This is a genomic window from Prevotella conceptionensis 9403948 (assembly GCF_000312305.1).
Classification (GTDB): Bacteria; Bacteroidota; Bacteroidia; order Bacteroidales; family Bacteroidaceae; genus Prevotella; species Prevotella conceptionensis.
The window spans coordinates 123,386-147,612 of the sequence record NZ_HE999445.1; the positions used below are offsets into that span (position 1 = coordinate 123,386).

Here is a 24,227-nt window from a genome sequence, read left to right on the forward strand (position 1 = left end):
CTATAACCGTTACCTATAACGGTATCTACTTCATCCATTTTGTCACTACACCCACTCAGAATAAAGAGTACTACCGATAAAATTTTTAGATAACTCTTCATAATAAATTATTTTAGTTAATATTCGCTTACAAATATAATCAATATTCATGTTGCTTCCAATTTTTTATCACCCTTTTTTCTTATATTGCGTTGAAATACCAACAAAAGATGACTTTTAAGGGTGAAAAGGTGAAAGAGTGAAAAGTTGAAAAGATGGCTGCACCCACCAACTTGTCAACTCGTTAACTTGTCAACTCGTTCTGTCATCAATTGTATTTTGTCTCCTTTTCGGTAAAGATTTTAACATTATGAGTGCCGTTTTTATCCACCAATCGCGCACCTTGCCGCAAAAAATCGATTCTCGCGAGGGTTTGTTTCGGTGCAAAAAGGGGTTGGTTGTAAGTGCAGGCAAAATGAATATTTATTTGGGAAAGCCGCTAATTGTACCAAATTTTGGGCTGTTTGCGGCTAAATGTATTGCGATTTGATGCAAAACGCACTGCAATATGGTGCAAAACGCAGTGCATTTTGGTGCAAAACGCAGTGCGTTTTGGTGCTAAATGGAAGGCGTTTTGGTGCAAAATCGGTGCAAAATGCTGCTAAATGCGAGTCGACAAGCATAAATATCCAGTGCAAATGGTATAAACAAACCTTTTCAAAGCATTAAATACATGACTAAAAAGGGCAAAATAGCCGTTAAAAAGTGGGATTTTAGGGGCTAAAAGTGAGTTTTTGGACCTGAAAAATTATGAGTTGGCAACCAATCTAGAAAGGCTAAATGGTGCAAAATGCAGGTTGCGGGCTTAAAACTTGACAAGCTCCAAGTCATGAAAGGGTATAAAAAGTGGATTTTTACCAACTTTATAGCCTATATTTTCGCTAGAACGGCGTGGATTTTGAAGAGGTATTGTAAAATAAAAGTAACGATTTTAAACTTTGTGCGTTGAGGGGGTTGATGTCTTTATTAGTTTGTAAGGTGATGAGCTTGTGAGTTCTGAGTTTATAATTTTATGGGTTCTTAAGTTTTGTGCGTTGATGAGTTGAGGTCCTTTTTAGTTTGTAAGGTGATGAGCTTGTGAGTTTCTGCGTTTTTAGTGGTTTTGAATAGATGAGCTAGTGAGTTGATGAGTTGAAACACTTCGGGAGTTATTGGCTTTTCGTGAATTTATAGTCAAACGGAATTACTTTTGGAACGTTGTTGTTAGGAGAATGCAAGACGTGGGTTGCATGGTATCAGCAACCCCTTACCCAAAAGAAAAGGAGGTATGTTGTTTGCTTACTATGCATCTGTGGTTTTCTAAATCCAATTCTGTTTGACTATAATCCTTGTGCCAGTAAAAGAGCACTTACACGAAAGAACTTTTGGGATGAAGGATAGCCTGAAAGGGAACTTACTTTTCGAAAACGCAATCCGCAACGCCTATTGACGGACATTGCGGATAGAGAAACCGAGCCGATTTATAGTTTAGCTGCCAACAATATTTGATTATATATGGCTGCGTGAAGGCTTGCAGCACATCCGATGTCAACGAAAGTCCGCTTGCCAAGCGGGCCGAAAGCCAGACTTTCGTTTCTCCCAACGCTCCTATCCTATTGTCCTTTTTTCGCATCCTTCACATATTTTACAGGATAAAGGCCGCATTCTCGCTTTTTTTGTTTACTTTTGCAAGAAAGGACTTGTAAAGGTTACGACGGCAAAACGCAGGCAATATGCCTTAGCGAACAACGCCGAGAAACACCACAGATAAAGTATAAACATACACGCCATGCCCAGTTGTCCGCTTAAAATAGCCATCTTCGGCAACGAATGTCAACTCCATAACGAGCGCGCCATAGCCCGTGTTGTGCAATGTTTGGCACAGCACAAGGCCGAAGTGTACGTTGACGAGCCGTTTCTTGATTACCTTCGGCAGAGCGGCAACCTACCCGCTTACCCCTTAACACCTTTCTCCGGCAACGACTTCGATGCCCAACTTGCCCTCTCTCTGGGAGGCGACGGCACCTTTCTGAAAGCCGCCGGCCGAATAGGACAAAAGCAAATACCCATTGTTGGCATCAACATGGGCCGCTTGGGATTTCTGGCCGACGTGCCTGCAAGCAAGGCCGAAGATGCTTTGAACGACATCTTCGACGGCGAATACCGCATTGAAGAGCATGTGGTAATGAAGGTGGAGGCAGGGAACGAGCCTTTCGGCGGCAACCCCTTTGCCGTGAACGACATTGCCATACTGAAACGCGATGACGCCTCGATGATTACCATTGGTGTGCGTGTAGATGGCGAAAGGCTCATTACCTATCAGGCCGACGGCCTTATCGTGGCCACACAAGCAGGTTCTACGGCCTACAACCTCTCAAACGGCGGCCCCATTGTGGCACCCAACACCAACGCACTTTGCCTTACGGCCGTGGCGCCGCACAGCCTGAACGTGCGCCCCATCGTGCTACCCGACAACGTTGAGCTGCAACTCAGCGTTGAAAGTAGGTCGCATAACTATCTCGTAGCCATCGACGGGCGGAGCACCAAGCTGGTGCAAGGGGTCGACATACACATCAGCAAAGCCCCATACGTGGTGAAACAGGTAAGACGAAACAACCAAACCTACTTCACCACGCTTAGAAACAAGATGATGTGGGGCGCGGACAGTAGAAACGCCGACATGCCCAACAGCCACCCTGAAGAAGGATAACAACAGCCTGCTGCCACACAACAAGCACCGCAAAAGGAACAGCAGCTTGCCTGCAAACCCACATGAAGCAAAAGTTTGGAGGCCACCCACGGCCCGTACAGCAAGGCATAACACACCCAAATGTTGAAACATGCAAATTAAATCACTACTTAGGATACCCGACAACAAATATTCCACCAAAACCATTCTTCGCTGGTTGTGGTTGGCTTGGAACGGCAACAGGCTGCAAGCAATGCTCAATGCCTCTATCGGCGTGATGCAAGTGGTGGTGAGTTTGGCTCAGGTGTGGGCCGTAAAGCGCGCCATCGACGTGGCCTCGGGTTCTGTTCCCGGGTCCATTTACTGGGCTGTGGGCGTGATGGGACTGTTTATCCTGGCCGACTTTTCGCTCAGCATAGCCAGCACATGGGTGAGAAACCTCTTGGGAATAAAGGCACAAAACCGCATGCAACAGCGCATGCTCGACCGACTGCTCAAATCGCAATGGCACGGCAAAGAGGCTTTTCACTCGGGCGACGTGCTTAATAGGCTTGAACAAGACGTGAACCAAGTGGTTACTTTCCTCACAGAAACAATCCCGTCGTCGCTTTCCGTCTTCGCCATGTTTGTGGGAGCATTCTGCTATCTCTTTGCCATGGACCACATTCTGGCCTTGGTTATCGTGGGCATACTGCCCATTTTCTTACTGGCCAGCCGCACTTACGTGGGGCAGATGCGCCAACTAACACGCAAGGTGCGCGACTCGGACAGTAAAGTGCAAAGCGTTTTGCAAGAAACCATCCAAAACCGCATGCTCATTAAGACGCTTGAAAGCGACAACATGATGGTGAACAAGCTGGGCGAAACCCAAAGCGAACTGCGCCAACACGTGGTGCGCCGAACGCTTTTCTCCGTATTTTCGAGCGTTGTCCTTAACTTTGGTTTCGCCTTAGGCTACCTCGTGGCCTTCCTTTGGGCCGCCATTCGGTTGGCCGATCGCACCTTGACGTTTGGCGGAATGACCGCATTTTTGCAACTTGTAAACCGCATACAAAACCCCGCACGCAACTTAACAAAACTCGCTCCCGCCTTTGTAGCAGTGTTCACAGCCGCCGAACGACTGATGGAACTTGAAGAAAACCCATTGGAACAGCAGGGCGAGCCCGAATACATCGATGCGCCCTGCGGTCTGAAACTAGATAATGTGACCTTCGCTTACAGCGACAAAGAGCGCAACATCGTGAAAGACCTCAGTTTCGACTTCAAGCCAGGCAGCTGTACTGCCGTGCTTGGCGAAACGGGCGCAGGCAAAACCACACTCATCCGCATGCTCCTGGCATTGGTGTCGCCCACCAAAGGCAGCGTGAACATCTACAACAGCAGCACTTCGAGAGAGCTTACGCCACTGATGCGCTGCAACTTTGTTTACGTTCCACAAGGCAACACCCTCATGAGCGGCACCATTCGAGAGAACCTTAAACTAGGAAACATCGCCGCAACAGACGAAGAAATGATTGCTGCCCTACACAAAAGCTGCGCCGACTTCGTGATGGAACTGCCGCACGGACTTGATACGGTGTGCAGCGAATCGGGCGGTGGACTGAGCGAAGGCCAAGCCCAACGCATTGGCATTGCACGAGCATTGCTGCGCGACCGTAGCATCATGCTCTTCGACGAGGCCACAAGTGCGCTCGACCCAGAAACCGAACGCCAGCTGTTAAGCAACATATTGGCATCGAGAGATAAGACAATCATCTTCATTACCCACCGACTGGCCGTGGTTGACTATTCAGACCAAACGCTACGACTAGAACGATTGGAAGCCAATTAAGCTCTTAAAAACACCACTAACCCTATGAACAAAATTACCACGCCACCCCAAAAACACGGCCCGAACATCGCCTTTGCGTTGCTCGTTGCCTTAGCCTTTTTCCTTGGGGCATGCTCTGGTACACGGCAAAAGCCCGTTCGCTCCCTTTATTATTGGAGTACCACCTTTGTAAACGACAGTCTGAAACGCCAATTCTACAAGACACACAACGTGCAAAGGCTATACATACGCTATTTCGACGTGGTGAAAAAGCCCAACCAAGAGCCACTACCCAACGCCACCATCACCTTCAACGACTCCGTTCCACAAGGCATCGAGGTGATACCCACCGTGTTCATCACCAACGAATGTATGCGCCAGCCACCCCTGTTTGCCGAACAACTGTGGCAACGCATTCGCCAAATGAACGAAACTCACGGTGTGAAGAACGTGAAAGAAATACAGATAGACTGCGATTGGAGCAAGCAAACACAAGAAGTTTACTTTCAGTTCCTTCGTCAGCTGCACCAATTGCTAGCCAAGGCAGGCCTTAAACTCTCGGTCACCATTCGGCTTCATCAGCTTGGCATGCAGGCTCCGCCCGTAGACAAAGGCACGCTGATGCTCTACAACACAGGCGATTTTCGGCAACTTTCCAACCAAAAGCCCATTCTCGACCCCGAAGTTGTTCGCCAATATATCGGCGGTTTGCGTTCGTATTCGCTCCCGCTCAATGCCGCTTACCCGCTGTTTAGGGTTCGTGCGCTGTTTCGTAGCGGCAAATTCGTAGGGATAATACATACCAAAGACGAATATCCCGTGCTGACGACCGACTCGATCGCCGTGCGCGAAACCACCCTTGCCGACCTGCAAAGCGTGCAACAACTAATAAACAAACATCGTCCCGATGTGCACAACGAGATTATTCTTTACGACATTAACAACCGCAATCTAACAAAATATTCATCAAACGATTATGAAAAGATTTATAACCCTTAGCCTACTTGCCTGCATATCGTTCTTTACCAGCAAGACATGGGCATGCGCCGACGGTTCGGGTTGGCACGAAGGAAACTTCTTCGACGTCTATTCTCACGACTACGAGCTGGTGAGCGGCGAAAGACTGGCACGCTTTTGGGCCCAGTACACGGGCGACCGAACACCCCTTAGCGAAGATTGGAGCAAGGGATACCGCAACGCGTGGGACTATTATTTCGAGAACAATTGCGCCCGCCTATTTACCGCCGCCAAGAAAAAACACGACGAAGAGATGCTGCTCTATCTCCGCCAAACACTTAAATACAACAAGGTTTGCGAAGAACTGAAAGACAGTTGGACCTATCCCACGGCACAACAACTGGCCCAACGCCGCAAAACGCTGCTCGCCATGCAACGAACGGCCAAGGCCTATGGCGGCCAACGCTTAAAGGCGCAGTTCGCCTTACTATATATGCGCACCAACCTTGTGCTTAAAGACTATCGCGCCAACCAAGACTTCTGGGTACTCACTGCATCTAAGCTACCCGAAAGCGTGTTTAAGGACATGATGCACAGCCTTTATGCAAACGCCATACTAAACCTAGGACAATGGCGAAAGGCATGCGACATCTATGTAAAACAAGGCGATTGGGAAAGTATGGAGTGGGCCATGCGCAACTATCGAAACCTGGCCGGCATCAAACGCATATACAAGGAAGAGCCCAACTCGCCCACCCTAATCTACCTACTGCACTATTACGTAAACGGCGGATATGGTTGGGAGTACAATTACGAAAGCTCGTTAAAGGCCGACCAAATAGAACCCGACACGAAGGCAGAGGCAGAAGACTTCATCAACTTCGTACAAACAGACGTGTTGCACAACGAAAGCGTACGCAACAAAGCCATGTGGAAGGCAGCACAGGCTATGGTGCTGTTCGAATTAACCAACTACAAAGCGGCACAAGAGTATGCCACGGAGGCACAACAACTTAGTGGTACGAAACGCGCGAAAGACTGCGCGCGGTGCATCGCCCTACTTGCCTCGATACATACCGAGCCTTTGGGCGAGGCCTATTCGGCCTATGTTGTGGGCGAAATAAAATGGCTGCTTGGCCGAGCTGCCGAACGAAAGCCAGCCAACGACGTTTCCAGATACGACTATTACCACGCCACGGCACTAGAAAACGTGGTGTACAACCACCTTATACCGCGCTACCAACAGGCGAAAGACAACAATCAAACCCTCGCCCTACTGGGCATGATAGACGCCTTAATGGGCATCGCCCTGCAAAGCGAACCAGAAGGGCATGCCGACCTACCTAGTTCGTGGGAGTATAAGGTAGGACTAGACACGCTCACCTCGAAGGAAATGCTGGCTTATTACCAATATTTACGCTCGTCGCCTGCCGACCCGCTGCAACGTTTCGCACTCGAAAAGGCATCCAAAAATGCCGACTTCTTCAACAGCTACATTGGTAAAGCCTACTTGCGAGAAGGCAATTTTGCAGAGGCCATTCCGTATTTGGAGAAGGTTAGCCTCGATTATGTCAACACGTGCTACTATGCCGAGTACGTCGCTGGCACAGATTACACCCTCGACCGCTGGTTTACACATAGCCCAGAACCCTCGGAAAGCGAGAGAAACAAAAGGCTCACAGTGAATCCCAGACTGAAATTCTGCCGCGACATGCTGCAACTTCAAAGCCAATATCGCCTCGCCCGCAACAAGGATGTGCAGGCCGAAGTGGCCTATACCCTTGCCTCGCACTATTTCCAAGCATCCATACATGGCGATTGTTGGTATCTAACGCGCGACAGTTACAGCCGTTACGACGAGCCGGGAAATTATGAAATGGACTTTCCCGAACAGGCGCTTAACCTGCTTAAACTAGGTGCCAACAGCCGAAATGGCGAGTTAAAGCTGCCATCTCTCTTTGCTATGGCCTACGTTTCGTACGCCATCGCCACTTTACCGCGACTGCTAGGACCTGGTTCTTGGTTTGAAGACCTAGAAAACGAAACCGACATCAACACCAATTACACCAAGTTGGCCAAGTATGTGAAGAGCTCGAAAACGGAGGCTGCCTACATTATACACTGCGACATACTGAGAGAGTTTATGGAAACGAAGATGAAATAACGCCCATTCGCCCCGCCCTCGCAGCGACAAAAGCTACCTAAGGCGGGGCGAAACCCATATCACCCCCCTATCACTTGGGCCGCAACACATAGGCAATGCCTGCATGCTGTTCTAGCCAACAGCGAAAGAGCATCCTAGGCTATCACGCCTTTGATAGTCAACAGCGTGTGCCAAGCCAGACTAACGGCCATTACTCCTTGCAATTAATAAACGCCTAACGAACAAACATCCCAACAAATGAAGATAGACCACATAGCCATTTACGTTTGCGACCTTGAAGGCGCACGTAACTTTTTCGTAACTTACTTCGGGGCAAAGAGCAACGAAGGCTACCACAACCAACGCACGGGTTTCCGCTCTTTCTTCCTTTCATTCGACGACAACACGCGCTTGGAGTTAATGACTAAGCCCAAAATGGCAGACAGAGAGAAAGAACCTAACAGGACAGGTTTCGCTCATCTGTCGTTCAGTGTTGGCAGTAAAGAGCGGGTAGACGCACTAACGGCTCAACTAAAAGACAATGGGTTTGAGGTGTTTGATGGTCCGCGAACCACAGGCGACGGCTATTATGAAAGTTGTATTGTGGGATTTGAAGACAATCTCATTGAGATTACCATTTAAAAAAGGCTGGTTTCCAGGATTTAAAACAAGGCAAGAAATCCGTTACATAGGTTCATATCGCACCCTTTACAAATAGTATTTCCACATTCGTACGCTTTATTTTTCTGTTAAACAATTAGCATTTCACCATTGAAATTCCTATCTTTGCTCACAACACAAATAAAAAAGTGCCTATGAAAAAGCTATTAGTCCTCGTTATTCTCTGCTGCTATCATGCAACAAGCCTGCATGCGCAACAATCCATCTCGTTGCCCAACGCAGATGCCATTAGTTTTGATTGCTATGGAAATAACTTCGAAGTGTACACCAAGATTGGGCCAAACCAATATACAAGGCAAAGCCTGCAAATCGAAGAGCAGACAAGACAGGACAAATCTCCCGACATACCGCTGATAGAACCCAAGATAAATCCACACAAAGACACAGTGAGCAGAGAAGACATTGATAAACTGCCGAAAAGGTTTATCGAGGCAAAAGACTTACATGCAATAGATTGGGACTCATACTTAGGCATGTCCTTCACCATGAACGACAGCGAGGAAAGGACAAGTGAAACAGACAACTCCACGTATGTGTTGACGTTTTTAAGGCAAGATCTTGCCATTATACTGCCACTTGCTTGTAGAAATGGAGGGGGCACGAATAACGACTGCCCCTTATCAAGCCACATCCCCCACTCTGTTGTTACCCCGCGTTCCACTCGTTCGGAGTCTTTCGTACCCGTGATTTTGAAACTCAAAGAAGGCAAAAAGGTATTCTTACTCTACAACAGAGGCGTTGAATATATGCTGTTTCCCAGTTCAGGAGGGTGGCAAATGTTTGAATTTGATAAGAACCTTCATCCCGGAGAGCCGACAATAGCTGCAAAAGAATGTAACGATATCAAGTCTTACAACCTGCGGTATTTCAATAAAAAAACCTTTTACAGCGTTCAAAAGACCGAGACTGGGAAATACAGACTGTTTAACTCATTCGGACAGGATGTGCTGAAAGAAGAATATGACTCGATTATCAACCACTACTGCTTTACCATTGCAAAGCGAGGAAACGACATCGATGTTTTCAACCTTTACAACAAAAAGCTAAACATAGGAAAGGCAAAGGTGGTAAAAAAGGTTGATGCTTGTGCGGCTGGCTGCATTGAAGTGTTGAACGAGGAAGGGGCTTACTACTATGATGAAATGGGAAACAGGCTAAAACACCCCATCATGGGCAGCATTAGTATATGCAAAATGGTGTCTAACTGGCAACACAACATTCTTAAAAAGCAGGGAAACTACCAAATGCAAATCTATACCGACGAGCCTGGTTCTCCCATAGAAGACGAATGCTATTGGCTTTCCGACCTACTACCATCAGACGCCGTGACCTTCCTTGACGGGAAAAAATCATTCTTCCAAAGTGAAAACAGCTCGCTTTGCGGCGATATCGACGTACAACCTGAATGGATAAGAGTAGGCAGAAAAGGCCAATTCGGCATCATAGCCTATGAATATAAGCAGAAAAAGGGGGTTAAACCGAAGTTAGTTACCAAGCGTATAGATGATTATCAACAGAAAATTAAGGTCTACCCGCCCGTAAAAATCGTGGGAAAGACAGTCTTCCCGATAAACAACGACTCAATCATCATGCGCCCCGATGGTCTGATTTACTTCTACAAGGACAAGAAAGTAGGCCTTTTCCCTCGCGACAAAGTACCTGTATATGATGAAATAAAGAAAGTAACTGGCTCCTTCTACCACATTGTTAAGAACGGAATCTCGGGCTGGCTCGACATTAAGACCAATGAGGAATATTGGGAGTAAACCAGCAACAATAGCCCAGAAGAGATTAGAGAGTGGCCATTACGGCATGCCTAATGCGCTTTATACCATATCACAAAAATGCCTTTTTCATGTAAATCATGCACCATCAAGTTGCAATAAATTTCGCCAATCGCCACTCTCCCTGCACGCACAAAATGAATATACGCAAGAGAACAAGGCAAGTGCTTTTGTTGTAGATGTTCACATTCTGCCCTATACAAACACTACTCACACGCTTATCTCCCTTATTCTTTTGTTAAATAATTAGCATTTTACCATTGAAATGATTATCTTTGCTCACAACACAAACAAAAAAGCGCCTATGAAAAAGCTATTAGCCCTCGTTATTCTCTGTTGTTATCATGCAACAAGCCTGCATGCGCAACAAACCATCTCGTTGCCCGATGTTGATGCCGTTAGTTTTGACGACAGTAGCAATGACCTCAAAGTGTACACCAAAATTGGGCCGAACCAATACACAAGGCAAAGCCTACAAGTAGAAGAAAAGACAAGACATGACAAATCTCCCAACATCATGCTGATAAGGTGGAACATAAATCCACACAAAGACACATTGAGCAGAGAAGACATCGACAAGCCACAGCAAAGACTGGTAGATGCCCAAGAACTACATGCAATGCCTTTGGACGAATACATCAACAAGACCTTCACCATTGACGACCGTGAGAAACAAAAGCCTCAAACCAACGACCCCACCAGTGTGTTGAAGTTTTTAAGGCAAGATTTTGCCACCATTCAGGATCTTGTCTATGGGGATGGAGAGCATGATGATTACAACCGCACCCTTTCAATCAACCTTCCCGACTCTGTCGTTACTTGGCGCTCGACTCGTTCAAGCTACTTCGTTCCACTTATTTTGGAAATCAAAGGAGGCAAAAAGATATTCATACTCTACAAGGAAGGCATTAAATATGTGATATTTCCCAGTCCAAAAGGCGGACTGATGTATCCGTTCTATAAGCCTCTTTATCCAAGGGAGCTGACAAAGGTTGGGGACAAGTACGACGGAGCCAAGCCTTACGAATTTCAGTACTTCAATAGATATAGTTTCTACGACGTTGAAAAGACCGAAACTGGGAAACTCAGACTGATTAATCAACTGGGAGAGAACGTATTGAAAGAAGAATACGACTGGATTAGCGGCAGTTATCGCTTTATCATTGCAAAGCGAGGAAACCGCATCGACGTTTTCAACCTTTACCTCAACAAACTAAACGTTGGAAAAGCAAAAGTAGCAAGAGAGATTGAAACGTGCATGGTTGGATGTATTGAAGTATTGAACGAAAAAGGAGCTTTCTACTATGACGAAATGGGCCAAAAGATTAAAAAGCCCATCAGGAGGTGGGGTCGAATAAAGTGTGGAACAGTGATTTACTGGACACACAACATTCTTAAAAATAAAGGCAAACATCTTGTGCAAATCTATACTCAAGACCCAGGCGACCCAGATATAGACGAACGTTATTGGCTTTCCGACCTCCTGCCGTCAGATGCTGTGACATTCCTCGATGGGAGAAAATCATTTAGCTATGATGAAAACAGCGATGACCCAGAAGATAAAGCGTACCCTAAAATGCTAAGGGTATGCAGGAAAGGGAAGTACGGCATCATGACCTATGAATATTATAGGGAAAAAAGTGTGCTACCTGAGTATAATTACGAATCTTTGGGTAATAGGGATAAGACAATTATGATCTATCCACCCGCAAAAGTCGTGGGAAAGACAATCTTTCCGATAAACAACGATTTCCTCATCATGCGCTCCGATGGTTTCATTTACTTCTACAAGGACAAGAAAGTAGGCCTATACCCCCGCGACAAAGTACCCGTATATGATAAAATAATGAAAGTAACCGACTCCTTCTACCACATTGTCAAGAAAGGAATACCGGGTTGGCTCGACATTAAGACCAATAGGGAATACTGAAAGTAAACCAGCAACATTAGCCCAAAAGAAGTTAGAGGGTAGCCATTACGGCTACCCCTAATCACCTAGCCATCCCCCCGTTTTTAGGATAACGCGACACAAAAAAAGACAAACGCAGATGTGGTGATAAACACTGTTCCTCTCTCCCACTCGCGTATAAATGTGTTATCGGGGGATTAACCCATGCAATTAACCCCCTAACGACCGTTAGAGCCTGTGCAGTTGTTGTTTGCAGGTTGAGCAGAAAGCGAGGCAGACAACCTACAATAATTGACAAGCGGCCTAACAACCGATTAGGGTCAAGTACGCCATTTCGTTTTAAAGTGCGTGCGTTCCGTTCATTTTAGGCCGACTTGATTTTGCAAAATCAGTCGTTTTTTGTATTTTTGTGCACTCAAAAAGGCTTGCCACACTGTGTTGACCACGACATAGGTTCAACGGCTAGTGCTCATTTTTTACTCCTCACCCACTTTCATTGGTTATGCCAAGCCATTTGCACATGGCTCGTAACAAGAACGGGTGCAGTAACATACAAACAACAGAAAAGTGAAAAAGAAAAAATGGACAAAGCACCATCGTTACTTCGGATTGGTGCTGGCTTTCTTCTTATTGATGTTTTGCGTATCGGGAATTGTACTTAACCACCCAACGCTTTTTTCAGGCGTTAACGTGGGGCGCAACCTCTTACCCAAAGAATATAGCTACGACAAGTGGAACAACGGACTGTTTCGCGGCACCATTAAGTGGCACAACAAGGTTCTGCTATACGGCAACGCAGGCGTATGGCTAACCGACAGCACCGCTAAGGCATTCATGGACTTTAACAAAGGCATGCCCCTTGGAGTGGACAACCGCAATATTCGCGGCATGGCCATCGTGCCTACGGGCGAAGTTTTCGCCGCAGGACAGTATGGATTGTTCAGACTTGACGGGAAAAAGACCTGGCAAGCCGTGAACTTAGACCTGCTGCACGGCGACAGAATATCGGATATTGCCACACGCGGAGACACGCTCGTGGTAACAACGCGGTCGCAAGTGTTTCTTGCCCGCGCACCTTACCGCAGTTTTCAACGCATAGAACTGGCCGCGCCCGATGGCGGTGCGCCTCGTTTTTCGCTCTTCCGTACCCTTTGGTGGCTGCATAGTGGCGAATTGTTTGGACTTGTTGGCAAGCTCGTTGTGGACGTGGTTGCGCTGGTACTTATTTTCCTTTGCCTTTCGGGAGTTGTTTATTGGCTGTTGCCCCATTTGGGAAAGAAAGCGCACACTGCTGCAAGGCAATGGCTGTTTTCGTGGCACGACCGCATCGGCCGCCTAACAATCATACTCACCCTACTTGTCTGCATTACCGGCTGGTTTCTTCGTCCGCCCCTGCTTTTGCTTGTAGCCAATGTAAAAGTACCTGCCATCCCGCTAACCAAAACCAGCAGCAACAACCCGTGGTACGACAAACTGCGTTCGCTGCGTTGGGACGAACGCATGCACGATTGGCTTCTTTACACCTCGGATGGGTTCTACTCGCTAGCCACACTCTCGGAAAAACCTAACAAACTAGACGTTCAACCGCCTGTGAGCGTGATGGGATTGAACGTGCAAAAAACGGTCGACGGCGATTATTGGCTGCTAGGTTCGTTCAGCGGACTGTGCATTTGGCAACGTAGTACGGGGATGGTAATCGACTATTTCACGGAGCAACCGGCCATAGCCGTGCAAGGTCCGCCCGTAGGAGCTAATGCCGTGGCAGGTTTCAGCAGCGATTTCGGTCCAAACGAATACGTAGTTAACTATTCGGCAGGCACCGATTTTGCCCCAATGCCCCAATGGATGTCTTCGTTGCCGATGTCGCTTCGCAACGTTGCATTAGAGATACACACGGGTAGGATGTACACTTTCTTAGGTTCGATGTCGGTTGTTTACATCTTTATCGTGGGCATGGCCATACTTTGGTGCCTGTGGACAGGCTGGAAAATACGTGTGCGGATAAAAAAGAAGAAAGAAGAATAGGCGTAGCTTTCGAGGCTTAAACGCCACTTATTTATCTCTACGTTCGGGCTCTGTTCCGCCCCTTTCCCCGCCTTTAAATGCAACAACTATACAACAACGTGAAGTTACAAGTTTGCCATAAATGCGGCCTGGAATCCATTTGGGCATCATTTTGGCAACTCTTAATGCCTCTTTATCTAATGCAGGATGCACGCTGCGAAGTACCTCAAAATGCGTTAGTTCGCCGCTGGATTCCACTGTTAGGCGGATAACAACCCTACCCTTAACATCCTTTGCCTCATCAGGCTGTCGCACTTCTTTCTTTAAAAACTCCATCAGTGCCACATCACCGCCAGGGAATTGAGGTGGTGTTTCAAAAATTTCGCACACAACACGCTGGGCTTCCTCGGCCTTAGTAGTTGCCGACTTAACTTGTTTGGGCTGATTTCGTTTCTTATTCTTGCCCTTCCCGCCTTGGGCGTTGGCATTAAGGCAGGCCAAACACATTGCCATTACAAGCCATAGCTTGCAACGAAATACGGAATGAATGCTCATTGTTCGCATAACTCCCTCCTTTGGTTTATTATTGTTTCAACTACGATTATCGCTTAATAAGGATTGTCTACCAGCTCTTTGCAAGTTTTCTATCCTTTAAAACGCCACTTATTTATCTCTCCGTTCGGGCTCTGTTCCTCCCTTTTCCTCGCCTTTAAATGCAACAATTATATTATAGTCACAACGAAATAGTTTTGGAATTAACCAACCGAAATTCGGTGTTAGAAGTGCCTCCAACTCTTCTTTGTAATCTGCAATGTGTTCGAAGAAACCCCATTACCACTCGCCTGAACTCCCCCCTTCGTCCTGTAATCATGTACTAACTTGTAGAGTTTGCACAAAACGAACTCAAAAGGTTAATGATTAGAGAACATCTTCACAATATAGAACCGACTTCGTTTGGTAGAGAAATAACCCGGCCTGTAGCAGATATACTCTGAAATAAAAAGTTCTTTCATTCCTAAAAAACAAACGCTTGCTTATATGGAATATAAGAATTATATTTGCAGAGAATGTATCATATTAATTCATATGGGGAAAAACTTTTTTAGTCCTTTAAAGGAACCATTACAGAAAGACGTTCTTCTATTATGCATGATGATAATAGATGGCTTTTTGGCAATAGGAATTACGTTTGTTTGTACTTCAACACCTATCATCGTTATACTTTCCTTGTTAGTATTTTTCGCCAGCATCCTTGCCTATTGTTGTATTAAAAATTACATAACTAACAATCTAAATAAAAAACGAAGAGATAATAAAGATGGAAAAGTCTAGATGACTTCAGGCTGTCTTTCAGCCCTTTACAAGTTATCTATCCTTTAAAACGCCACTTATTTATCTCTCCGTTCAGGCTCTGTTCCGCCCTTTTCCTCGCCTTTAAATGCAATAACTAAATTATATTTTACAGCTACAAGTTTGCCATAAATGCTGCCTGGAATCCATTTGGGCATCATTTTGGCAACTCTTAATGCCTCTTTATCTAATGCAGGATGCACGCTGCGGGCTACTTTAAAATGCGTTAGTTCGCCGCTGGTTTCCACTATTACGCTGATAACAACCCTACCCTTAACGTCCTTTGCCTCATCAGGCTGTCGCACTTCTTTCTTTAAAAACTCCATCAGTGCCTTATCACCGCCAGGGAATTGTGGAGATATTTCAAAAATTTCACACATAAAACGCTGGCTTTCCTCGGCCTTAGTAGTTGCCGACTTAACTTGTGTGGGCTGATTTCGTTTTTTATGCTTGCCCTTCCCACCTTGTGCGTTGGCACTAAGGCAGGCCAAACACATCGCCATTACAAGCCATAGCCTGCAACGGAATACGGAATGAATGCTCATTGTTCGCATAACTACCTCCTTTGGTTTATTGTTTCAACTACTATTATCGCTTAATAAGGGTTGTCTATCAATCCTTTGCAAGTTTTCTATCCTTTAAAACGCCACTTATTTATCTCTACGTTCTGTCTCTGCGCCGCCCTTTTTAATCACATAAAAAGGAATGCCCATGCAGACTTTCAAGCGTGCCACCTTGCCTTTACGTTTGCCGGGAATCCAAGCTGGCATCTTCTTAACAACGCTAACAGCCGCTTTATCTAATGCAGGATGCACGCAACGAAGGAGCCTAATGTCTGTTATTTGACCGTCTTCCTCCACAAAGAAAGACAATAGCACCCTGCCCTTAACGTCTTGTACCTCTTCTGGATATACCTTTTCTTTATCTATAAAGGCCTCCAAAGCCTCTTCGCCACCCGGAAACTTGGGTTTTGCATAGTCTTCATCGCGGAAAACACGCGGTCTATGTGCTGGCGAAGTCCTGAACTTTGGCTTAACAAAAAGGGAGTAAGGGGGCCACCACACGCTGTCTTTTCTGCCTTGTGCATTGGCATTAAGGCACACCAAACACATCGCCATTACACATAACTGCTTGCAGCGAAATGCAGAATAAAAGATTGTTGCACACATAACTACCTCCTTTGTATTGCGGTTTCAACTGCAAATATAGTAAAAATACAGGTTAAACATTCGCTTTTTATGATGTTTTTATATAGAAATAACTGCATAACACAAAAGCATACAACGCCGAAACATGATAAATCCGACACGCCAGTAAGTAAAAAGAGCGGATAAAGCTTTGGAACTTTACAAGATGTTTTTTATCTTTGCGAAGTGTAAAGTGCTGCTCCTTAATAGAAGTTCAGGAGTAAGAAGTTAAACAGGTAAGCCAAATGTTTGGTTACACACAATGGCAAATGCCACTGAAAACTCGTTAACTTGTCTGTCCATCAACTGATAATCGGGTAAAATATGCCACAAGAAATTCAGAAACATGTACTTATGAGGAAATTCATACTTGTTACGTTATTGGCTATGCTGTTCGTAAGGTTGTGCGCACAGCAGGTTTCTGGCGTGGTTACAGACGCCAACAATGGCGGTTTAGGCTTAGCCAACATCGTGGTATTGTCTGCCGACTCCACTTTTCTTAGCGGAACAACTGGCGACGACAATGGTCATTTCACCCTCAAACAACCCCAACAGGGAAACATCATCAAAATTTCGCTCATTGGTTATGAAACAAAATTCTTGCAATATGCAGGCGAAGAAAGGCTAACCGTGCAGTTAACCGAGAAAGCTTTTCAGCTAGGCGAGGCCATTATTCACGGCCAACTGCCACAAACAATACTCAAAGGCGAGGGCATGACAACCATTGTGGCAGGCTCTGTGCTTGAAAAGACCACCTCAATAGACCAACTTCTCGACTTCATCCCGCACGTTTCAATGCAAAATGGCAAAGTGGAGGTGCTTGGAAGAGGTACACCTGAGATATACATCAACGGCAAACGCATGATGAACCAAATGGAATTGGAACGCCTAAACCCCGAAAACGTGAAGAGCGTAGAGGTAATTACCAACCCCGGAGCACGATATAGCAAAAGCGTTACAAGCGTTTTACGCATCACCACCAAGCAAATTGCCGGCGAAGGATTTGGATTTGACTGCAAAACCGTTGGCAGCATAAACGAACAGAAACGCACAAGCGGTTTCGAAACCCTAAAACTAAATTGGCGAAAAGGCGGTTGGGATGTTAACGCACATGTGTATGGTGAGCATACGCACACCCAAGACAATACGAGCGTGCGGCTCATTACCTTTTTAAATGATACATGGCAGCAGCAGTTTGACATCGACCAAGAGCATGGAACAACCAATTTGTACCTGAGTTTAGCCAGTAGTTACAGCATAGACGCCAACACTTCCATTGGCGCGAGTGTAGATTACGACCGATATGCAGGCCTTTTTGCCGCAGGAAATTCGCACTCAGAAAACTTCCGGAATGGGGAAAAACATGATGAAATGGATGGCAACTATAGTTTGAATGGCAACAAAAGCGAGGTGTCTACCAATGCCTATTTCGTGGGAAAGATAGGGAAACTGGGCATAGACTTTAACTCGGACTACTATTGGAAGAAAGAAAGCAGGCCAATGTATAATGATGAAAGGTATAAGGAAGTGGGGCAAACGGAAACACAACGTTTGGTTAACAGTAGGCAAAACAACACTAGCAGGCTCTTTGCCAATAAATTGGTGCTGTCTTTCCCCTTGGCTAAGGGCGATTTTTCTGTGGGAGGCGAGTATTCGCATTCAAGGCGAAAGAACCTTTATGCGGTGCTGCCCACAGGCGTGGTAGACGATGAAAACAACCGAATAAAAGAAAACATCGCCTCTATTTTTATGGATTATAGCAAACAGTTTGGCAAGGTTGGCCTGCAAGTGGGGCTTAGGTACGAACGGGTAGGCTTTAACTACTACGAAAGGGATGTGCTCGTCCATGCCCAAAGCAAACGTTATGCAGATTGGTTTCCATCCCTAACCCTGTCGTTCCCTGTGCATGCGGTGCAGATGCAACTTTCTTACTCGTCAGATATCAATCGCCCTACGTTCCAAATGCTGCGCAGTGGCGTTCAGTTCGACAATCGTTTTACCTATGAATCGGGCAATCCCTTCCTGCTCCCCGCCATCAGTCGCAACCTTAGTTATGCCCTCTCCTGGAAGTGGATTTCGCTTTCTGCCATGTTTGCACGCGTTTCCAACCAAACATGTTACATCATGCAGCCCTACAAAAGCGACCCGACAACGACCTTACTTCGCCCAGAAAACATGCCCACCTACAATAAGGTGCAAGCCTCTTTATCGCTTAGTCCTTCGTGGGGTGTATGGCATCCCTCGCTCGAAACGATGTTCTACAAGCAGTGGTTTAAGATGCAAACACATCAAGGCGGCAGCATAAACCATCCCTTGGCATCGTTTAACCTATCGAACACCTTCGATACGAAGTGGTTTACGGTTTCGTTCATCATGCGAACGCGTACTGAGGGCCACACGGAAAACGTGTTTTTGCGCAAGGGAAGTTTTGGTTCCGACCTCTCTTTATATAAATCGTGCCTTGGCGGAAAGCTTTTATTACAGCTGTATGCCAGCGACATCTTCGGAACAGAAGACCAACATTTCGTTCTCTATTCGGGCGAACTACGCACCAGTTACCTTTCCAAGTTCTCGTCTAGTACAATTAAACTCACCCTTCGCTATCGTTTCAACACCAGCAAGAGCAAATATCAGGGGACGGGCGCAGGCAAATCGCAGAAGAATAGAATGTAAAATGAAAGGAGTTCCTATCTAAAACAAAACGACAACGGGCTATATATAAAGCTTTGTGCCAACAACCTGGTTGTGGCTGCTGGCACAAATGGTTGTGCTTTGCAGGTTTGCTAAGCACCGATACGAGTAATTTAAAACGCTTTTGTGGTGTTCCGATTCGTCAAAGACCTATTCTTGCTGTCGTGGGTCAAACTCTTCGCTGGGTACAACGGCCCATGCAACAAGATAAACCAACACGCCCGAGAAGGCGGTGGTAATGGTAGCGAGGGCGTAAACTAGGCGAACCAATGTGACATCCCAGTCGAAATACTTGGCGATGCCCCCACAAACCCCTGCTATCTTGCGGTCTCTTGACCGATATATCCCTTTATTTGTATTCATCTTACGTAATGTTTTTTGTTTATTATTAGACGTTTGCGAGGGCATAAAAGTTGCATGGTGGAGGATAAAAAAGGTGTCGACACAGCAAATAAAGTTTCTATAAAAGCCTTATACCCCAAACATCTTTCAAACCAGCTAGCCCACAACGACATTCCCATTTTCAAAAATCCTGCATCGCGTGCCTAGCCTTTCTTCATGGTCTAACCAGCATTAAGTGGCCATAACAGCCAACAACAAGTGGGTTGTTTTGGCGCTTAGTCACGCAGTTTTCTGCCTTTCTCCCACATTAGGAAACGAAGGACGAAAAGGAGTTGTCGACATAGGATAGCAAACAAACCAAGATTTGTCTTCTTTTCAGTAAGAATTTTAACATCGTGAGCGCCATTTTCACCCACCAAGTGCCTACCTTGCCGCAAAAAATCGATTCTCGCGGAGGTTCGTTTTGGTGCGAAAAAGGGTTAGTATGCGAATACGTCAAAATGAATATTTATTTCAAAGCACCACCATTTGCACCAGTTATTGGGCTATTTGCGGCTAAATTAACTGCGATTTGCCGCTAAATGCTGTGCATTTTGGTGCTAAACGCATCGCATTTTGGTGCTAAATGCAGTGCATTTTGGTGCTAAATGCAGTGCGTTTTGGTGCTAAATGCAAGGCGTTTTGGTGCTAAACGCGGTGCAAAATGCTGCTAAATGCGAGTCGATAAGCATAAAAATACATTGCAAATGGTATAAACAAACCCTTTCGAACCACGAAACACATGGCCCAAAAGGGCAAAACATCCACTAAAAAGCAGGGTTTTAGGGGCTAAAAGCAGGTATTTGAACCTGAAAAATTACGAACATTCAACCAAACTAGAAAGGCGAAATGGTGCAAAATGCAGGTAATGTCTTCAAAAATGGGATGAAAAAGAAACTAGTAATACTAAAAAACGTGTCTAATAGCATGTTTTTAACCCTCCATTTTCGCTAGAATGGAGTGGCGAGCAGCATACTATTTGTAAAGGTTTATTACCCATTTTAACTTTATAAGGAGGAAAGTTGGCGAGGTTATTAGTTGATGAGTTGGTGAGGATATGATTTTATGAGTTGGTGAGGTTGTAGGTTATGAGTTAGTGATGTTGCGAGTTTACGGGTTTATTAGGTGGTGAGTTTGTGAGCTTTTGACTTCATAAGCTTGTGAGGTTTTGGAGGTTTCAAGTTTAATAAGTTTGTGAGGTTTTGGGGTTAATGGTTAAAATGAAATGGCTCTGGAATTATGTAGCAGAGATTTGCGAGTTCTAGTCAATGGGGATAAGCTTGTAAGTTGGCAGCTTTATAAATTAATGAGGTTGCGAGTTGTGCCCTAATGGGAATGGTTTTGCAAAGCGTTTGTTCTCTTGCCGAACTTCAAAAGAGGTTCTTACCTGGTCTTTAATGGCCAACATTCAAAGGGGATTGCAAAGCCAGCAAAAGAGACTCACAAGTTTGTTCAAAGGAGAAAGGAAAGTAAAAGTTGCACCATAATTAATGCAAACAAACATGTTGCCTAGCATTTTGTCTACACCTATAAGACAACAAGCAACACTAGGCTTTACATAACACCCCTAATATACAACGTGTTCTTTCTCAATCCCCTGCAATTGTTCCTCGGCCTGCCGCTCTTTCCTTGTAATTATCAACTTCATATACCAAGGTTCGGGGAGTGTAAGGAACGGGGGAGCAATGTCATCGCCTGTCGGTGTGAACGTTATTTCTGCCTCAGAAGAGTCGAACTTAGTACCTGCGTACTTGCCTTTCTTCGATTCGGCGAGAATGTAAGCTTTGTATCTGCACGACGACAGGTAACAACCAGCATCGGAAACATGGTATGTTGACGACTGTTGAACAACCCATTTGGCATATTTCCACCCCATAAGCAGGCCAAATGCACTGCGAGTAAAGCTATTGGTGTTATTGTCTACGTTATAACTTAGGCCCATATTGCGCACAACAGAAAGCACTTGGCATTGCGCCGTATCAACAGTAATGTAGCCTTTATCCTCACTGCCATACTTCACCGACTTGAAGTAAAGCTGAACAATGTTTTTGTTAGGGCTGCTGAAAGCATCGTTCACCTGAAACAAATGGCGCTTAATGAACTTACCATCCAATTCGTCTACAAAGTCATGATAAACCATTCGTTTCATATTCGCAAAGTCGCAACCCGCCGTTTTGTCTTTGAAATGAATGTAACCAGTAGCGGGTTTAACCATAAAGAGCCTTTTTTCTGTGGTGGCAGGCACACATATCACACCCGTATTCTCAAACCAATAGCCGCTGCTGTCGCTGGTATTTCTCGTCTGATAGCTGTAATTGAAGTTCTTTCGCACAGCTCGGTATGTGCTTTTCTTCTTTAATACGAACTTTTCTAGAAAGCTACGAATCCATTGCGGCTCGGCATTGCCAACCACAACCTCGTCTAAAAGCCGCTCTTTGGGCGTAAGAAAGACGGTATCGGGTAAGACATTGAGTGTGCACGAGGCGTAACTAACATGGCTAATGGTGATTTGACGAAAGGGGAAGTTAACGATTGCCACGCCCCTTTCGTCACTTGTTGTGCCACGAAACTTACCCTCTTCGGCCTTAAAAACATTGGCATACGGAATTGGCACCTTGCTTACGGCATCGCAAATCAGCACCTTAGATTGTGCCAACACCTCTCCCCATACTACGAAAATGCCCCAAAAGGCAAGTAAAAATGCTTTTCTCATCATCGTTTTTATTGTTCAAGAAACGTCATCACTTCGTTATTTAAGCACCCATAAGGGGCACATCCTCCCCCAAAAAAGCGTGTAAACTATCGCCCACTAGAAACAGACAACTGACCAGAATGCACCATCACAACAAGGCATATCACTCCCCTCTCCCCTTGGAGAGGGGCTGGGGGGTGAGGCCGGTAGGGGCTGGGGGTGAGGCCAGCAGCTGTTGGGGTGAGGCCGGCAGTTACTTCTATCTCACCACTTTCTTTCCATCCACAATATATACACCCTTGCTTAGCGCATTGATATTGGTGCCAAGATACACGCCATCGAGACTATATATGCGGCCAGAGGTGGCGCGAGGGGCGGGCTGGGCAGTGGGAATGTCGGTGATAGAGGTGGTGGCAGGGCGCTTAACCAGCAGTTCGTCGAGGAAGAAACGGCGCTGACCATTGCGCATACTGAGACGTAACAAACCGCTGCCCTTAACGGTAAGCGTGAAGGTTTGCCATGAGCGGTTGGGCAATTTGAGTCGGGTTTCAGACAGTTGCACCTTTGGATTGAGGCTCGCCACTGTTAAACTACCCTCTTCGTTGTTCCATGCGGCGGCCTTAAAGGTGATGGTGCTGCCGTCTTCAACGTAAAACAAGGGGGTGCTTTCAACAATGCCGTACTTCGTACTCGAACCAATCAGGGCGCAACGGCTGCCTGCCGACGTGGCTTCGGGCACCGCAAAACGCCAGCCTTCGTGGTCGGGCTTGAATTTACCTGCACCAATATAGCCGCCCCACCGTCCGTCGTTGCCGCCCTTGCCGTCGCAACTATCGAACGATTCGTAAAACAGGGTGTCGCCTTTCAAGCCTTTTGGTCGCAAGTCGTCTATGCGGAAGGCGAACGATGCGCGGCCTTCGTCGTTGATTTTGATGCCCAACACCGACTTGTTTAGTCTGTAACGTTCGTCAAAATCGGAGGTGAAAACCGAGGCAGCAGGTAGCGATGTGGCCGTAATACTGTCGTTTCCGGCTTGCGGATAGGGTATGCTGTCTTGCGCATTAAATATCTTTCGTTGGCGATTATCGGCCGGAACAAGGGTGCAACGCTGATGTTGGGGGCTGGCATTTACACGATTGGTCAGCCAGTCCATTTGGTCGAAGTCCACATGGAGCACCAATAAGCCCTCGCCAGGTAAGTGCGTGTCCCAACCACTTCGTTGCCTATTCTCCAACAGGTAATACTCATCGGGGTTGGCATCGTTGCGTATGATGAAGGCCTCGCCATGCTCGCTCAGCGGCTTCATGCCTGTAATGGTGGTGTCGCGCATCAGTTCTTGGGCCGTTAACCAGCCCACAAACATCTTTTCGTAGCTGGTATAGCCCGCCGGAACATAACCTTCGCCATTGTAATTGCCTGCACTCATCAGGTCGTAAAAGCCCATACCAAGACTTTCTTTCCCAGAAGTGTCGTACATATCGGGCAGTCCTAGGCAGTGCGTAAACTCGTGGCAAGCCGTTCCAAAGCCGCCTAACTTAGTGGTATTAAAGTTCAATTCGTTGCTGCATGCGTAGGTATTAATCAGCAGGTTGCCACCAATGCGCAACACACTACCATAATCGGAGTATTGCAAAGCCCACTCGTGCGGCCAGATGGTGTTGCTACCACCACCCGATGCCTGCCCATAACCGGCGTAGATAACCAGCACTTGGTCGGCTACATTGTCGCCATCCCAGTCATAATCGCGAAAGTTCACCGAGTCTTTAATGGCCAAACAAGCCTCGGCCACCATCTGTCCGACCCGCACATCGCTGCGCGAACCACGCCAATCGAGCGTGTCTTTGCCATAATAAGCCATGTCGTGGCGTAGCTGAACAGGACCTACCACATCGAAAGTGAGATGGAACAGGCCGTTACTTGGTCTTTAAAGT

General features: G+C 46.3%; 15 protein-coding genes. 9 read left to right on the plus strand and 6 right to left on the minus strand.

Going from position 1 to position 24,227, the window contains the following annotated elements; translation table 11 throughout:
* Nucleotides 1-1,807: 1,807 nt before the first annotated feature.
* From BN93_RS04865 to BN93_RS04900, 8 genes are all read left to right on the plus strand, one after another.
* On the plus strand, nucleotides 1,808-2,728 hold the full coding sequence (locus BN93_RS04865) for an NAD kinase (protein WP_019187219.1): 921 nt from the start codon (nucleotides 1,808-1,810) through the stop codon (nucleotides 2,726-2,728).
* A gap of 130 nt (nucleotides 2,729-2,858) precedes the next feature.
* The gene (locus BN93_RS04870; RefSeq protein WP_019187220.1) at nucleotides 2,859-4,538 is read left to right on the plus strand and encodes an ABC transporter ATP-binding protein; all 1,680 of its coding nucleotides are present in this window, start codon (nucleotides 2,859-2,861) and stop codon (nucleotides 4,536-4,538) included.
* Between the two features lie 24 nt (nucleotides 4,539-4,562).
* Nucleotides 4,563-5,516, plus strand: a complete 954-nt coding sequence (locus BN93_RS04875; RefSeq protein ID WP_019187221.1) for a hypothetical protein — start codon at nucleotides 4,563-4,565, stop codon at nucleotides 5,514-5,516.
* Nucleotides 5,494-7,638 carry a hypothetical protein gene (locus BN93_RS04880; RefSeq protein WP_019187222.1) on the plus strand — a complete coding sequence of 715 codons (2,145 nt, stop codon included), beginning with the start codon at nucleotides 5,494-5,496 and terminating at the stop codon, nucleotides 7,636-7,638. The genes BN93_RS04875 and BN93_RS04880 overlap by 23 nt, the downstream gene beginning before the upstream one ends.
* Nucleotides 7,639-7,875: 237 nt before the next feature.
* Nucleotides 7,876-8,259, plus strand: coding sequence for a VOC family protein (locus BN93_RS04885; RefSeq protein WP_019187223.1), 384 nt, complete (start codon nucleotides 7,876-7,878; stop codon nucleotides 8,257-8,259).
* A gap of 173 nt (nucleotides 8,260-8,432) precedes the next feature.
* Nucleotides 8,433-10,064, plus strand: coding sequence for a hypothetical protein (locus BN93_RS04890; protein WP_019187224.1), 1,632 nt, complete (start codon nucleotides 8,433-8,435; stop codon nucleotides 10,062-10,064).
* A 322-nt stretch (nucleotides 10,065-10,386) separates the two neighbouring features.
* Entirely contained in the window at nucleotides 10,387-12,012 is a 1,626-nt protein-coding gene (locus BN93_RS04895) for a hypothetical protein (protein WP_044259966.1), read from the plus strand.
* A 546-nt stretch (nucleotides 12,013-12,558) separates the two neighbouring features.
* Nucleotides 12,559-14,016, plus strand: coding sequence for a PepSY domain-containing protein (locus BN93_RS04900; RefSeq protein WP_019187226.1), 1,458 nt, complete (start codon nucleotides 12,559-12,561; stop codon nucleotides 14,014-14,016).
* Nucleotides 14,017-14,043: 27 nt separating this feature from the next.
* Here BN93_RS04900 and BN93_RS04905 read toward each other — a convergent pair whose 3' ends face one another.
* The 3 genes from BN93_RS04905 to BN93_RS16255 all read right to left on the minus strand — a co-directional run bounded on the left by BN93_RS04905 (nucleotide 14,044) and on the right by BN93_RS16255 (nucleotide 16,514).
* Nucleotides 14,044-14,559, minus strand: a complete 516-nt coding sequence (locus tag BN93_RS04905; protein ID WP_084768691.1) for an energy transducer TonB — start codon at nucleotides 14,557-14,559, stop codon at nucleotides 14,044-14,046.
* Nucleotides 14,560-15,383: 824 nt separating this feature from the next.
* Complete coding sequence (locus BN93_RS04915; protein ID WP_198007492.1) at nucleotides 15,384-15,725, minus strand: energy transducer TonB; 342 nt, start codon at nucleotides 15,723-15,725, stop codon at nucleotides 15,384-15,386.
* Nucleotides 15,726-15,995: 270 nt separating this feature from the next.
* On the minus strand, nucleotides 15,996-16,514 hold the full coding sequence (locus BN93_RS16255; protein ID WP_019187230.1) for an energy transducer TonB: 519 nt from the start codon (nucleotides 16,512-16,514) through the stop codon (nucleotides 15,996-15,998).
* 372 nt (nucleotides 16,515-16,886) lie between these two features.
* On the opposite strand from BN93_RS16255, the gene BN93_RS04925 reads away from it, so the two are divergent.
* Complete coding sequence (locus BN93_RS04925) at nucleotides 16,887-19,205, plus strand: outer membrane beta-barrel family protein (RefSeq protein ID WP_044259970.1); 2,319 nt, start codon at nucleotides 16,887-16,889, stop codon at nucleotides 19,203-19,205.
* Nucleotides 19,206-19,373: 168 nt separating this feature from the next.
* Here BN93_RS04925 and BN93_RS04930 read toward each other — a convergent pair whose 3' ends face one another.
* From BN93_RS04930 to BN93_RS04940, 3 genes are all read right to left on the minus strand, one after another.
* Complete coding sequence (locus BN93_RS04930; RefSeq protein ID WP_044259971.1) at nucleotides 19,374-19,586, minus strand: PspC domain-containing protein; 213 nt, start codon at nucleotides 19,584-19,586, stop codon at nucleotides 19,374-19,376.
* A gap of 1,585 nt (nucleotides 19,587-21,171) precedes the next feature.
* The gene (locus BN93_RS04935) at nucleotides 21,172-22,320 is read right to left on the minus strand and encodes a peptidase associated/transthyretin-like domain-containing protein (protein ID WP_019187236.1); all 1,149 of its coding nucleotides are present in this window, start codon (nucleotides 22,318-22,320) and stop codon (nucleotides 21,172-21,174) included.
* Nucleotides 22,321-22,555: 235 nt separating this feature from the next.
* Nucleotides 22,556-24,184 (minus strand): M6 family metalloprotease domain-containing protein, encoded by a 1,629-nt coding sequence (locus tag BN93_RS04940; RefSeq protein ID WP_232211108.1) that lies wholly within the window; start codon nucleotides 24,182-24,184, stop codon nucleotides 22,556-22,558.
* Nucleotides 24,185-24,227 lie beyond the last annotated feature (43 nt).